General features: G+C 61.6%; 12 protein-coding genes. 3 read left to right on the top strand and 9 right to left on the bottom strand.

The features are described 5' to 3' along the window. Nucleotides 1-13: 13 nt before the first annotated feature. The 4 genes from hutU to PQQ86_RS06105 all read right to left on the bottom strand — a co-directional run bounded on the left by hutU (nucleotide 14) and on the right by PQQ86_RS06105 (nucleotide 5,192). The gene (gene hutU / locus PQQ86_RS06120) at nucleotides 14-1,702 is read right to left on the bottom strand and encodes a urocanate hydratase (RefSeq protein ID WP_408265356.1); all 1,689 of its coding nucleotides are present in this window, start codon (nucleotides 1,700-1,702) and stop codon (nucleotides 14-16) included. A 79-nt stretch (nucleotides 1,703-1,781) separates the two neighbouring features. Further along, complete coding sequence (hutC, locus tag PQQ86_RS06115; protein WP_054040559.1) at nucleotides 1,782-2,477, bottom strand: histidine utilization transcriptional repressor HutC; 696 nt, start codon at nucleotides 2,475-2,477, stop codon at nucleotides 1,782-1,784. Nucleotides 2,478-2,514: 37 nt separating this feature from the next. Beyond that, nucleotides 2,515-4,038 (bottom strand): histidine ammonia-lyase, encoded by a 1,524-nt coding sequence (hutH, locus tag PQQ86_RS06110; RefSeq protein ID WP_408265355.1) that lies wholly within the window; start codon nucleotides 4,036-4,038, stop codon nucleotides 2,515-2,517. Between the two features lie 257 nt (nucleotides 4,039-4,295). Further along, nucleotides 4,296-5,192 (bottom strand): LysR substrate-binding domain-containing protein, encoded by an 897-nt coding sequence (locus PQQ86_RS06105; RefSeq protein ID WP_408265354.1) that lies wholly within the window; start codon nucleotides 5,190-5,192, stop codon nucleotides 4,296-4,298. A 115-nt stretch (nucleotides 5,193-5,307) separates the two neighbouring features. Between PQQ86_RS06105 and PQQ86_RS06100 the strand changes: the two genes are divergently transcribed. Continuing rightward, nucleotides 5,308-6,213, top strand: a complete 906-nt coding sequence (locus tag PQQ86_RS06100; RefSeq protein WP_408265353.1) for an NAD-dependent epimerase/dehydratase family protein — start codon at nucleotides 5,308-5,310, stop codon at nucleotides 6,211-6,213. A gap of 179 nt (nucleotides 6,214-6,392) precedes the next feature. Further along, nucleotides 6,393-6,575 (top strand): hypothetical protein, encoded by a 183-nt coding sequence (locus PQQ86_RS06095; RefSeq protein WP_093646755.1) that lies wholly within the window; start codon nucleotides 6,393-6,395, stop codon nucleotides 6,573-6,575. 94 nt (nucleotides 6,576-6,669) lie between these two features. Here PQQ86_RS06095 and PQQ86_RS06090 read toward each other — a convergent pair whose 3' ends face one another. Beyond that, on the bottom strand, nucleotides 6,670-8,037 hold the full coding sequence (locus PQQ86_RS06090) for an APC family permease (protein WP_408265352.1): 1,368 nt from the start codon (nucleotides 8,035-8,037) through the stop codon (nucleotides 6,670-6,672). A 151-nt stretch (nucleotides 8,038-8,188) separates the two neighbouring features. Then, nucleotides 8,189-9,025, bottom strand: a complete 837-nt coding sequence (locus PQQ86_RS06085) for a carbon-nitrogen hydrolase family protein (protein ID WP_408265351.1) — start codon at nucleotides 9,023-9,025, stop codon at nucleotides 8,189-8,191. A gap of 302 nt (nucleotides 9,026-9,327) precedes the next feature. On the opposite strand from PQQ86_RS06085, the gene PQQ86_RS06080 reads away from it, so the two are divergent. Continuing rightward, the gene (locus PQQ86_RS06080; RefSeq protein WP_408265349.1) at nucleotides 9,328-10,173 is read left to right on the top strand and encodes a response regulator transcription factor; all 846 of its coding nucleotides are present in this window, start codon (nucleotides 9,328-9,330) and stop codon (nucleotides 10,171-10,173) included. A gap of 28 nt (nucleotides 10,174-10,201) precedes the next feature. Here the strand turns inward: PQQ86_RS06080 and PQQ86_RS06075 are convergent, their stop codons facing one another. The 3 genes from PQQ86_RS06075 to PQQ86_RS06065 form a co-directional block, all read right to left on the bottom strand. After that, nucleotides 10,202-10,933 (bottom strand): DUF899 domain-containing protein, encoded by a 732-nt coding sequence (locus PQQ86_RS06075; RefSeq protein ID WP_408265348.1) that lies wholly within the window; start codon nucleotides 10,931-10,933, stop codon nucleotides 10,202-10,204. 114 nt (nucleotides 10,934-11,047) lie between these two features. Then, a complete protein-coding gene (locus PQQ86_RS06070) occupies nucleotides 11,048-11,473 on the bottom strand; it encodes an ArsR/SmtB family transcription factor (RefSeq protein ID WP_408265347.1) in 426 nt (141 codons plus the stop codon). A 248-nt stretch (nucleotides 11,474-11,721) separates the two neighbouring features. Continuing rightward, complete coding sequence (locus PQQ86_RS06065; protein ID WP_408203079.1) at nucleotides 11,722-13,104, bottom strand: NCS2 family permease; 1,383 nt, start codon at nucleotides 13,102-13,104, stop codon at nucleotides 11,722-11,724. Nucleotides 13,105-13,471 lie beyond the last annotated feature (367 nt).

The raw sequence follows: 13,471 nt of genomic DNA, 5'->3' as shown, positions 1-13,471 counted from the left end.
ACAACCGCCACGATCAACGGCCCAGCATCGGCAGATTGAGGCCCGCCTCGCGCGCCGTTTCCTGCGCGAGTTCATAACCCGCATCCGCGTGACGCATCACGCCCGTCGCCGGATCGTTGAACAGCACGCGGCCGAGGCGCTCCTTCGCTGCATCGGTACCGTCAGCGACGATCACGACGCCCGAGTGCTGGCTGAAGCCCATGCCAACGCCGCCACCATGATGCAGCGAGACCCACGAAGCGCCGCCTGCCGTGTTCAGCAGTGCGTTGAGCAACGGCCAGTCGCTGACCGCGTCCGAGCCGTCCTTCATCGATTCGGTTTCGCGATTCGGGCTTGCCACCGAACCGGTGTCGAGGTGGTCGCGGCCGATCACGATCGGTGCCTTCAGCTCGCCGTTCCGGACCATTTCGTTGAACGCCTGGCCCAGACGATAACGATCCTTCACGCCGACCCAGCAGATCCGCGCCGGCAGGCCCTGGAACGCAATGCGTTCGCGCGCCATGTCGAGCCAGTTGTGCAGATGCGGATCGTCGGGGATCAGTTCCTTGACCTTCGCATCGGTCTTGTAGATGTCTTCCGGATCGCCCGACAGCGCGACCCAGCGGAACGGGCCCTTGCCTTCGCAGAACAACGGGCGGATGTACGCCGGCACGAAGCCCGGGAAATCGAACGCGTTTTCAACACCCATTTCCAGTGCCATCTGACGAATGTTGTTGCCGTAGTCGAGCGTGGCCGCGCCACGTTCCTGCAGCGTCAACATCGCTTGAACCTGCTTGGCCATCGACTGCTTGGCGGGCAGCACGATGCTGTCCGGCACCGTCTTCTGACGCTCGCGCCAGTCTTCGACATTCCAGCCTTGCGGCAGGTAGCCATGAATCGGATCGTGCGCGCTGGTCTGATCGGTCACGCAATCCGGCGTGATGCCACGCGTCACGCATTCAGCGAACACATCTGCTGCGTTGCCGAGCAGGCCGATCGACACCGGCTTGCCCGCTTTCTTCGCTTCTTCAAGCATGGCGAGCGCTTCGTCGAGCGTCGCCGCTTTCCTGTCGACATAACGGGTCTTGAGGCGGAAATCGATACGCGTCTCGTCGCATTCCACCGCGATCATCGAGAAGCCGGCCATGGTTGCCGCCAGCGGCTGCGCTCCGCCCATGCCACCCAAGCCACCCGTCAGAATCCAGCGGCCCGAAGGGTCCCCGTTGAAATGCTGGTTCGCCACCGAGAAGAACGTCTCATAGGTGCCTTGCACGATGCCCTGGCTGCCGATGTAGATCCAGCTGCCCGCAGTCATCTGCCCGTACATCATCAGACCCTTGCGATCGAGTTCGTGGAAGTGTTCCCACGTCGCCCAATGCGGCACCAGATTCGAATTCGCCAGCAGCACGCGCGGTGCGTCCGCATGCGTCTTGAACACGCCGACCGGCTTACCCGATTGAATCAGCAGCGTCTCGTTCTCTTCGAGGTCTTTCAGCGACGTGAGAATCTGATCGAAGCAATCCCAGTTACGCGCGGCACGGCCGATGCCGCCGTACACGACCAGTGCGTGCGGATGCTCGGCGACTTCCGGGTCCAGATTGTTCTGGATCATCCGGTACGCGGCTTCCGCGATCCAGGTCTTGCAGGTCTTTTCCGCGCCGCGCGGTGCGCGGATCGTGCGGGTCGGGTCCAGACGCGGGTCGATGTGTTTCGGGTTGTTCATGGTGGCCCTCGGGATGCTTGAAAATGTGCGGGAGAAGTTCAGGGAAATGAGTCGGAAACGGTCTTTAAAAGCAGCAGAATCAGAAATGTCCGGTGAAGCGATAGCGGCTGCCGGGATGCCAGAGATTGGCGATCGAGGCGACCTGGCTCTGCGACCACGTGCGTCGATGCAGCACGAGGCACGGTTCGAGTTCATCCATCGTCAGCAGCTCGCGGGTATCCGCATCCGCAGCCAAAGCTTCGATGCGGTACTCGACGCGCTGCAACGGCGCCACCCGCACCAGATACTGATTCGGCGTGGTGTTCGTGAAGTCCTGCAATGCGTACTCGGGCGCGACCGCCGGATTGACCCAGCGCTCTTCGAGTTGCACCGGCTCGTCGTTTTCGAAATGCAACACGCGTGAATGAAACACCGGGCTGCCCGCGCTCACCTGCATTTCTTCGGCAAGCGCTTCATCAGCGATGCTTGCGCCGATGTGCAGCACGTTCGCCTGATGGCGATGACCGCGCGCGACGATTTCGTCGGAAATGCTGCGGATCGCCACCAGGGTCGATTCGTACTTGGGCCGGGCCACAAACGTGCCCGAGCCCTGCACGCGCGTCAGCACCTGCTCCGAAGTCAGCTCGCGCAACGCACGGTTGACCGTCATGCGCGCCACATTGAATTCACGGGCGAGCTCGTTTTCGGAGGGCACCTGGTCGCCTTCAGCCCATTCGCCCGCATGGATGCGGCCGAGGATGAAGTCCTTGATGCCCTGATAGGCCGGTGCGTTCATTGGCTTGATTGGCGTGCTTGAAACGTGATGTTCGAGCTTACTGCTCGGATGCGAACGAGAACGGGCTCAGCTTCGCGATCGTGCCGTTCTGCACGAGACGCGTGACGGCCGCGATATCCGGTGCGAAATAGTGATCGAGCTCGTAATGCGCGACGTCCTTGCGCACTACGTCCATCACTTTCTGCAGGCTCGGGCTGGTCTTGTGCGGCGCGCGCAGATCGACGCCTTGCGCAGCGGCGAGCAACTCGATCGACAGGATGTTCGCGACATTTTCGGCAATGTCGCCGAGCTTGCGCGCAGCGAACGTCGCCATCGAAACGTGATCTTCCTGGTTCGCGGACGTCGGCAGCGAATCGACCGAGGCCGGATGCGCGAGCGTCTTGTTCTCCGACGCGAGTGCCGCGGCCGTCACGTGAGCGATCATGAAACCCGAGTTCACCCCACCGTCGCGCACGAGGAACGGCGGCAGGCCCGACAGCGTCGCGTCGATCAGCAGCGCGATGCGGCGTTCGGCCAACGCACCGATTTCCGCGACGGCGAGCGCGAGGTTGTCAGCCGCAAATGCGACCGGCTCGGCGTGGAAATTGCCACCCGATAGCACTTCACCCGTGTCCGGGAAAATCAGCGGATTGTCGGAGACGGCGTTCGCTTCGATCAGCAGCACGTCGGCTGAATGACGCATCTGGTCCAGACACGCACCCATCACTTGCGGCTGGCAGCGCAGGCTGTACGGGTCCTGAACCTTGTCGCAATCGGCGTGCGAGACATTGATGCCCGAGCCTTGCAACAGCGAACGATAAGCAGCTGCCGCGTCCGTCTGGCCCTGGTGACCACGCAGTTCGTGAATGCGCGCGTCGAACGGCTTGACCGAACCTTCTGCTGCGTCCACCGACAACGCGCCCGCCACCAGTGCGGTGCGGAACAGGTCTTCGATGGCGAACATGTTGTAGAGCGCCAGCGCGGTCGAGGCTTGCGTGCCGTTCAGCAGCGCCAGACCTTCCTTCGCTTGCAGCGTGAGCGGCTTGAGGCCAACCAGCGCGAGGCCTTCGGTAGCCGGCATGCGTTCGCCCTTCGCGAACACTTCGCCGACACCCAGCAAAGCTGCCGACATATGCGCGAGCGGCGCGAGGTCGCCCGATGCGCCGACCGAACCCTTGACCGGAATCACCGGCAGCACGTCGGCGTTATACAGCGTGATCAGCGCTTCCATCACTTCGCGGCGAATGCCCGAGTGGCCACGGCCGAGGCTCGACAGCTTCAGCGCGATCAACAGACGCACGACCGGACGCGACATCGGCTCACCCACGCCGACCGCGTGCGACAGCACCAGATTGCGCTGCAGCAGCTCGAGCTGGTCATGCGGAATGTGCGTGCTGGCGAGGCGCCCGAAACCCGTGTTGATGCCATACGCCGGCTCGCCCTTCGCGGCGATATCGGCGACGGCTTTGGCGCAGGCGTCGATGGCGGCGTGGCTGGCAGGATCGAGTTGCAGCGCGACGTGTTCGCGTGCGATCTGGCGCAGTTGCGGGAGGGTCAGGTAGCCGGGCTTCAGAATCATCATGGTGTTGTGTCCTGTCTTGTCTATACAATTCAAGAGTAAGTCTAGCGACGTCGGCTTGTATATACAACTTGTTTTTGCAGCTTCGGGCCTGGGAGTTTCCATTAGAGCTAGAAGCTTACGTGGCACGCATATCGCTTGCGCCGGGGGGTTGCGGGTGTCGGCGCGCGCCGCATCGCGTTCGTTCGTCGCGACAACCAACTTGTATATACACGTTCAAAATACAGGGCGGCAAGCGGACAAAAACTCAACGCGATTCACTACAACCTCACCCGCGCCGCAATGAAATCCAGGAAACACTGCACGCGCCCCGCCAGCGAGGCGCTCTGGTAATACACCGCGCTGACCGGCTGCCGCTCATCCACCAGTACATTGCCGAGAATCGCCACCAGCCGCTCTTCGCGCACGTCGGCCGCGGTCATGAAGTCGGCGAGACAGGCGATGCCCCATCCTGACAGCGCCAGTTGCCGCAAGGTCTCGCCGCTCGATGCGGTGATCGCCGGCTCGATCTTCAGCGTCTCGGACTTGCCCTTTCCAGCCGCCCGCAACGGCCATCGATTCAGATGCTCCGGCGCCGTGAAGCCGATCAGACGGTGCGAGCGCAATGCGTCCACCGAACGCGGCTCGCCGTATTCGGCCAGATACGCCGGACTCGCGAGCACCCTCAGCTTGCTACTGCCCAGCGCACGCGCATGCAAGGTCGAATCCTGCAACGCGCCGATGCGGATCGCGATATCCACCTTCTGCTCGAGCAGATCGACGATCCGCTCGTTGCTCGTCAACTCCAGACGAATCTCCGGATACAGCGCCGAAAACGCCTTCATATGGGGCGCCACGCAATGAAGCATGAACGGCGACGCCGCATCGACACGCAAACGTCCCGAGGGCCGCTCGCGTCCACGTGTGACGGATTCCTCGGCCTCTTCCATGGCGTCGAGAATCGCCCGCGCCCGCCGCAGGAACGCCTCGCCCTCTTCGGTCAGTTGCAAACGGCGCGTAGTGCGCCTCACCAGCGCGGTGTCGAGTTTCTTTTCGAGGCGCGTTAGCGCACGGCTCACGCCGGAGACGGTCTGCTGCAATTTCTCGGCCGCTGCGGTGATCGAACCGCAGTCGATCACCGTCGCAAACACCAGTAATTCGTCGGTGGAAGTTTTCATTGTTGATTTCAAATCAAGATTGATTTGAGACTAACACGCTTTTTGCGAGAATCAAGACAGCGGATACTGCGTCCATGTCATCGTATTTCCGGTGTTTCCACCCTAGGAGAACGTCTTGAAGATTTTCATTACTGGCGCAAGCGGCTTTATCGGCGGTTCGATTGCGGCGCACCTCGCGCGCGCCGGCCATCATGTGCGCGGTTTAATCCGCAAACCCGAACACAGCGCTGAGTTGCAACGCCTCGGTATCGAACCCGTGATCGGCACGCTCGACGACCGCGAACTGCTGATCGCCGAAGCCAAAGCCGCTGACGCGGTCATCAACGCCGCGAGCAGCGACCATGAAGGCGCTGTGAAAGCGCTGATCGACGGCCTCGCCGGCTCCGGCAAGCCGTTTCTGCATACGAGCGGCTCGAGCATCGTCGGCGACGCATCTGGCGGTGAAGCGGGCGAAGCACGCATCTATCGCGAAGACGCCCTGCCCGAACCGACCGCGGACAAAGCGGCACGCGTTGCCATCGATCAACTCGTACTCGATGCGGCGCAGCAGAACATCCGCTCGGCGGTGCTGTGCAACACGCTGATCTATGGCCACGGCGACGTGCCGGGCAGCGCAAGCGTGCAGTTGCCGCGACTCGTGCGTCAGGCGCAAAAGAGCGGCGTGGTGCGGCATGTGGGTCGCGGCGGCAACATCTGGTCGAACGTGCATATCGGCGACGTCGCCGAACTCTATCGCCTTGCGTTGGAGAAGACGCCGGCGGGCACCTTCTACTTTGTCGAAAGCGGCGAGGCGTCGTTTCGCGACATGAGCGCCGCGATCGCCCGCGTGATGAAACTGCGCGAGCCGCAAGACTGGCCGCTCGCAGAAGCGCAGAAGGAATGGGGTTACGAAATGGCTTCGTACGGGCTCGGTTCGAACAGCCGCGTGCGCGGTGAGCGCGCGCGCAAACTGCTCGGCTGGCAGCCCAAACGCACGTCGGTGATCGACTGGATCGAGCACGACATGATGGCCGCCAGGTGAGTTCATTCGGGGTTTAACCCAGGGGGTGTCCTTCAAAGCGGAAGCCGAGGGGACTTCCTCCCGGGCGTAATCCATGTAAGCCCAGGCGTAGCAAATCCGTAAGCTCAACTCGCTAGAATCCGGCTCACGTAATAGCGCGATTCGACGATACGAGTCGCGCGTAAGCCCGGATTTGATCGATGACCTTGGCGTTGAATTTCGACTGGCTGACCAACCTGCTAGCGATTATTTTCGTCGTAGCGTGCCTGTACGATGCACGCTACGACGAGTACGGCACGTTGACGCTGTCCGCGGCCGTGATGAGCCTTATCGTGATGGCGATCGAACTGTTCCTCAAACCCGCCTTCGACATGGCGTTGTGAGTTCGACGCTGCGCGATGCAGCGCCATCAGTTTTGAACCGCGTCTCACCTCGCCGCTGACGGAACAACCACGCGCACAGGTGCGAGCGGTTGCGTCAGACCGCGACTTCCGGCGGCGCCCGGCGGAAACAGCGCGTGATCCAGCCGAGATAGCACAACCCCAGCACGAACCACACCGCGCCAAGCACCAGTGCGGTTTTCTCCAGACTCACCAGCAGCCAGATATCCGCAATCGCACCAGCCAGCGGGAACAGCAGGCCGCCGATCGCACCCATCGCATTGGCACCGCCCTTCGCGTTGAAGAACTGGCGGATCACACACAGATTGACCGCGGTGAACGCGAGAAATGCGCCGAAGTTAATGAACGACGTCGAGGTCGCCACATCGAGCTTCAACGCAACAAGACCGATTGCACCCGCGATCGCGATGTTCAGCGCCGGCGTCTTGAACTTCGGATGCACGAAACCGAAGATGCGCTTGGGCAAGACTTCGTCGCGTCCCATTGCATACAGCAGACGCCCCACGCTTGCCTGCGCCGAGATGCCCGAAGCAAACTGCGCGAGAATCAGGCCGGCCAGAAACACCGTCACGAAGATATCGCCGCCGACTTTGCGCGCGACTTCGAACGCAGCCGAATCCGGGTCCTTGAACACCGCACCCGGGTGCGCGAGTTGTACCGTGTACGCGGCGATCACGAAGATCGCGCCGCCGATCAGCGCAATCAGCACAATCGCACGCGGCATGGTCTTTTCAGGTGCGATGGTTTCTTCAGTCAACGTCGACACCGCGTCGAAGCCGAGATACGAATAGGCGGCAATCGCGGCGCCCGCCATCGTCGCCGAGAACGGCACGTGGGGTTTGAAGAACGGCTCGGCCGAAATCAGACCGCCAGGGCCGACCGCCGCGGTCACATAGTGGCAGCACAACACGACGAACAACGCGACGATCGCGAGTTGCACCACCATCAGCACGATGTTGAAACGGTTCGCGAGTTCGAGGCCGAGAATATTCAGCGCGCTCGTCAACACAATGAACGCCACGATCCAGATCCAGCTCGGAATGTGCGGAAAAGCGGCGCTGAGGTACGCGGCGCCGATCAGCCAGATCACCATTGGCAGGAAAAAGTAATCGAGCAAGGTGGCCCAGCCGATCATGAAGCCCAGATGCGGATTGAAGGTTTTGCGCGTGTACGTATACGCTGAACCCGCTACCGGGAAAAGCCGTGCGAGCTTGCCGTAACTGAGCGCGGTGAACACGATCGCGACCAGGGCAATCAGATACGCGAGCGCGGCGGTGTCGTTACTGGCGGTCGCCAGCACACCGTAGGTGCCATAGACGATCAGCGGCGCCATATAGGCGAGGCCGAACAGCAAAACCGAAGGCAGGCCGAGTGTGCGTTTCAGATGCGCGCTTTGGGGCGCGGCAGGTGCGCCGGCGCGCTCCGTGGGGGATGCTGGGGTCATGCGGTGTCTCCTCTTGCGAATGGGCGAACGTCGTCGAGGGCGACGTTGCACGCGCCCCGGTCGGGTTTTGTCGATCAGTATTGCTGGGTGCGCGGACGTCGCGCCGATGATGCTTTGCCTGACGTGGTGCGCGAAGGTGCGCGCACGCGCCTTAGCGCGCTCGGATCACACGCGCACGTTGCCCTTGCTCGCCGTCCAGCGTCGCGAGGTCGAGCGAAATGCGCGCGTCATGCAGATAACGATAGTGTTCGCGCGCGCCTTCGAGACGTGCGGGATCGAGCGTGGCGCGCAGGACCGTTTCTTCGTGACCGGCGTCGTACACCACGTCGCCCAACGGATCGACCAGCGCCGATTCACCGGGGAACGTGAGGTTGTCGTCACCCGAACCGATACGATTCACGAGCGCCGCGAACATCTGATTCTCCATCGCACGCGCCACGATTGCGCGGCGATGCACCGGCCCGAACGGATCCATATTGCCGTTCGTCACGATCAGCAGATCGGCGCCGAGCGAGGCAACCGCGCGCGCCGTTTCGGGAAATTCGATGTCGTAGCAGACCAGGAGGCCCACGGTCAGGCCCTTGAAGCTGCACACTTCGTAACGGTCGCCGGGTTCGAATACACCGACGTCCGACGCCCACAGATGCGTCTTGCGATAGCGCAGCGCAATCTCGCCGCGTTCGTCGACCAGCACCGTGGTGTTGAAAAAGCGGCTGCCGTCACGCTCGGCGAGACCTACCGCCACGGCGACCCGGGCTTCGCGCGCCGCGTTGCGGACGGCGGTAAGCGACGGCCCGTCAATCGTTTCGGCCACGTCGCCGATGGTGTCCCGCGTCGGAAAGCCCGACAGCGTGGTCTCCGGAAACACGATCAGATCGGTTCCGGCCGCGCGTTGGCCGATGGTTTGCAGCACGCGTTGCACATTTGCACCGCCCACGCCCGCCGCGCCATCCACGATCGGGATCTGTGCCAATTCGAGTTGAAGCATTTTGTCTCCTGTGTCGACTAGAGTTGGCGCTTTAGCGCTTACTCTAGTCCCATGCAATCTGCGGTCGACTAGAGTTGGCGCTTTAGCGCTTACTCTAGTCCCATGCAATCTGCGGTCGACTAGAGTTGGCGCTTTAGCGCTTACTCTAGTCCCATGCAAAGCATCTACTCTGGTCCCATACCGGTCTGCTTCGCGTTAAATAGCGGCTGTTGTCAGGCGCCCGCGGTTCAGGTTGGGCCTATTATTACCAGACATATTTTTGTTCGTAATCACCCGGCTGGGTTACCCTCAACGGAGCACGCATGGAACTCGAATGGCGCGATCTGGCCTTTCATCGCGAGATCGGCGCGGTTATCGAAGCACTCGACAGCGCGCAATTCTGGACTCGCCTCACACGCGCGCTCGAACGCTATGTCGTGTTCGACAACTGGGTCGCCCTGCGCTTCACGCCTGGCATGGCGCCGCTCGTCTGCGCCGAATCACCCACACCCGACGGCACGGTGGACGCGATGTTCCAGGACTATCTCGCCGCGCTCTATCAACTCGACCCGTTTTATATCGCCGCGACCGAGAAGCCCGCATCGGGCTTCGTCACGCTAGCGGACGTCGCGCCCGACAACTTCTCGATGACCGACTACTATCAGCGGTACTTCAGGAAAAACATCGTCGGCGATGAAGTGCATTTCAACTACATGATAGACGCGAGGCATACGCTGGCGTTCTCGCTGGGCGCAACGCAGCGCTATGGCGAGCGCGACCTGGCGGTGCTCGCGCTCTGTGCGCCATGGGTGATCGCGCTGCTGCGGCAGCGCTTGCCTTATGAGACATTCGACGCGCCGGAGCCGGCCTCGAGCGAGGCAGTGACGCAAGCAGCGATCAACACGGACACCCCTGCGGACACGCCCACCTATGCCGCGCGTTTCGAGCAGGTATCGTCGGTGGGCGGCCGCTCGTCCCTCACCACGCGAGAAGTGGAGGTGGCGATGCTGACCCTGAGCGGATTTTCAACACGCGCCATCGCGGAGAAACTGACGATCTCGTTCGAGACGGTGCGCGCGCACAAGAAGCACATCTATACGAAGCTCAACGTCAACTCGCAATCGGAGTTGTTCGCGCTGTTCTATGAAGCGGGACGCCAAGGGGCATGACGTCCCGCTGATTCCTTGCCGGCGCGCGTCATGAGCCGCACGCGGCGCAACCGATCGCCTTCTCATAGCGATCGTGATGCTTGAGCCACTCGCCCATATTCTTCTTCTCCTCGCGGCCTTTTGGCGTGACGTCGAGATGCGCGTACGCGCTGAGAAACTGCTCGCCGCCGCGTCCGTAGGTTGAATACGTGTGATAGACGTCGCCCGCTGCGTCCTTGTAGAACACGCTGTGACCGGGTAGCTCGTCGATGCCGACATCCTGCTCGGTGAAGTTGTAGAACCCGTTCTTGCTGGCGATCTCCTCCGGCGTGAACGACACGTGATAGTCGAAATTGAAGTCGCTCTCATTCGACGACACCCACGGAAACTTCCAGCCCATCCGTTTTTTGAAAGCCTCGATCTTCGCGAGCGGCCCACGCGAGACCGCCACGTAGGATACGTCGTGATGTTCAAGATGCGTCAGGATGCCGTCCATGTGATCCGACACGAACGAGCAGCCGAAACAGCCCTCTTCCCAGTCCGGGCCGAACATGAAGTGATAAATGATCAATTGGCTACGGTCGCCGAACAGATCCGCGAGCGTCTTGGGGCCGTGCGGCGTTTCGAATACATAGGTTTTGTCGACCTTCACCCAGGGCAACGCCCGGCGTTTGCGGGCGAGTTCATCGCCTGCGCGTGTGTACGCTTTCTCTTCGACCAGAAGCGCCTTGCTGGCGGCCAGCCATTCTTCCCTCGTGCCGATACGGTGTTGCGGGTCCATGTGCGTCTCCTTCTCTGCGTCATACAGGTTAGATAGAGCAAGTCAGGCGAATTCAGGCGAGCTAGCGTTCCAGCGCATCGCGACCATGGCTCCAACCGGTCGAATGCATCCATGTCACGACTTGCGCCGCTTCCGTAGAGGTGCGGAAGACTTTCGCGGGCGCGACGTCGAAGCGACGCTGGAGGGTAAGGCTGAGTTTGGCGGACATGGCGGTTCCTCTTCGACGAAAGCAGCAAGACGATCGAGTGATTCGGACCAGAAGCGCTGATAGCGAGTGAGCCATTCCATGGCTTCCTCCATCGGTCCGGCGGACAGGCGGCACGCCACCGTGCGGCCGGTTTTGCTACGCGTGATGAGACCGGCCTCGGACAACACGTCGAGGTGTTTCATCACCGCGGGCAAGGACATCGCAAACGGCTCGGCGAGCTCACTGACCGACAGATCGTTCAGTTGAGACAGACGCGCGAGCAACGCACGCCGCGTCGGATCGGACAGCGCGGCAAAGGTGCGATCGAGTAACGTTTCATTAAACTTAACCATGAGGTTAAGTATAGAAACACGCGTGAGGATGTCAAGGGCAGGTGCGTGTCTTTCTCAAAGCACGCAGGGATAGGTGAATGAAGCGAAGGGGATGCTGAAAAAAAGATACGCGGCGCATCGCAGTTCAAACTCTGCAATACGCCGCGTCAAGGTGGAGAACAACCGACTACACGTTCGAGCGAAGCAGCATGGAAAGCCCGCCCCACTCTCGCGTTACAGCAAACCGCGCAAAACGCAATGCGGCAGAATCAGATCGCCCAACCGCCGAGATAGAAGCCGACCAGCACGACAGCGATGACAACCGTGCCCACGTTCAGCTTGCGATACTCGCCGCTCACCACGCGGCCGATCACCAGTGTTGCGAAGCCGAGCATGATGCCCGTCACGATGTTGGCGGTCAGCACGATGAATACGGCGCACATCAGGCCCGACATCGCGTCGACCATATCGTCCATGTGCAGCTTGCTCACGTTCGAGAGCATCAGCAGACCGACGTACATCAGCGCCGGGGCAGTTGCATACGAAGGCACGAGACTGGCCAGCGGCGAGAAGAACATCACCACGAGGAACAGCAGGCCGACCACCGCTGCCGCCATGCCCGTCTTCGCGCCGGCTGCCACGCCGACCGTCGATTCGATGTAGGCAGCCGCCGGTGCGCCACCGAGCAGGCCCGAGAAAATCGAACTCAGCGAATCCGCCGTCAGCGCACGGCCGCCGTTGATGATGCGGCCGTTTTCGTCGAGTTGGCCGGCTTGTCCGGCGACCGCGCGAATCGTGCCGGTTGCGTCGAACACGGCCGTCATCACGAGTGCCAGCACGCTAGGCAGGACCGCCATCGACAGCGCGCCCTTGATGTCCATCGCGCCGATCAGCGAACTGTGACCCGGTGCGCTCAGCGACGGCACGGCGAACACACCGTGGAACGCCACCGCCGGATCGATCATCAGCGCAATCGCCGAGATCGCGACGATCACGATCAGGATCGAACCCGGCACGCGACGGCGCACCAGACCGAAGATCGCTGCCAGACCCGCCACCGACATAATTGCCGGCAACGCCGTAATATTGCCGAGCGACACCGGCAGGCCGGCGCCCGGATTCTTCACGACCAGACCCACGTCATTGGCGGCGATCAGCAGCAGGAACAGGCCGATGCCGATGCCCGTGCCGTGCGCGATGCCCGTCGGCAGATTGCGCAGAATCCACGAACGCACGCCCGTCACCGAGATGCCGGTGAAGACAACGCCCATCAGGAACACCGCGCCGAGCGCGACGTTCGGATGCAGACCTTTACCGAGTACGAGGCCGAACGCGGTGAACGCAGTCAACGAAATCGCGCAGCCGATCGCGATCGGCAGACGCGCCCAGACCCCCATAAGCAGCGAACCGAAGGCGGTGGTCAGGCACACGGCGACGAACACCGCGCTGGTGTCGAAGCCCGCTTTGCCGAACATGCCCGGCACGACGAACACGGAATAGACCATCGCGAGGAAGGTCGTGATGCCCGCGACGATTTCCGTACGCTGCGAACTACCGCGTGACGAGATTTCGAAGTAGCGGTCGAGAAAGCCCTTTCCGTCGAATGATTCGGCGCCGACTTCAGAAATCGGTTGGGCGTGGGGTTCCATCATGATGAGTGCCTCCTTTATCAGCGTGCTGAAACGGCCCGGTTTCCGGCCGCCATCAGGTTCGTCTCGTTGCGTTGATCTAATGTGGTGTGGCAAGGTTTGAACGTCGGCTTGCGATGCGTCCGGACAACCCGCATGCTCCGTTCTTCTTTTGCTGTCCCGAAATGTAGGGCAACACAAATATGTCTCCCATCGCATGAATGGCATGCTCGACATGTCGCGATGCTTATATCGTTTAAGGGACGGCAAATCATGGGGACGCTCCGCGCGTTTACACCTACGGTTTGTCATCGAGTTGTGAAAGGGTTTTGAGGGGTTCAGCGCGCAAAAAAGGGCGTACGTCGCGGCCGGAAGCGCGCAACGCGGCATG

Origin of the sequence: Paraburkholderia sediminicola (assembly GCF_046026675.1) — a bacterium.
In the GTDB taxonomy this organism is placed as follows: domain Bacteria; phylum Pseudomonadota; class Gammaproteobacteria; order Burkholderiales; family Burkholderiaceae; genus Paraburkholderia; species Paraburkholderia sediminicola_F.
This window is presented reverse-complemented; position numbering and strand designations above follow the sequence as displayed.

Coding starts and splice junctions, on each gene's coding strand:
- hutU (WP_408265356.1), bottom strand. CDS start 1,702: ATGAACAACCCGAAACACATCGACCCGCGTCTGGACCCGACCCGCACG.
- hutC (WP_054040559.1), bottom strand. CDS start 2,477: ATGAACGCACCGGCCTATCAGGGCATCAAGGACTTCATCCTCGGCCGC.
- hutH (WP_408265355.1), bottom strand. CDS start 4,038: ATGATGATTCTGAAGCCCGGCTACCTGACCCTCCCGCAACTGCGCCAG.
- PQQ86_RS06105 (WP_408265354.1), bottom strand. CDS start 5,192: ATGAAAACTTCCACCGACGAATTACTGGTGTTTGCGACGGTGATCGAC.
- PQQ86_RS06095 (WP_093646755.1), top strand. CDS start 6,393: ATGACCTTGGCGTTGAATTTCGACTGGCTGACCAACCTGCTAGCGATT.
- PQQ86_RS06090 (WP_408265352.1), bottom strand. CDS start 8,037: ATGACCCCAGCATCCCCCACGGAGCGCGCCGGCGCACCTGCCGCGCCC.
- PQQ86_RS06085 (WP_408265351.1), bottom strand. CDS start 9,025: ATGCTTCAACTCGAATTGGCACAGATCCCGATCGTGGATGGCGCGGCG.
- PQQ86_RS06080 (WP_408265349.1), top strand. CDS start 9,328: ATGGAACTCGAATGGCGCGATCTGGCCTTTCATCGCGAGATCGGCGCG.
- PQQ86_RS06075 (WP_408265348.1), bottom strand. CDS start 10,933: ATGGACCCGCAACACCGTATCGGCACGAGGGAAGAATGGCTGGCCGCC.
- PQQ86_RS06070 (WP_408265347.1), bottom strand. CDS start 11,473: ATGGTTAAGTTTAATGAAACGTTACTCGATCGCACCTTTGCCGCGCTG.
- PQQ86_RS06065 (WP_408203079.1), bottom strand. CDS start 13,104: ATGATGGAACCCCACGCCCAACCGATTTCTGAAGTCGGCGCCGAATCA.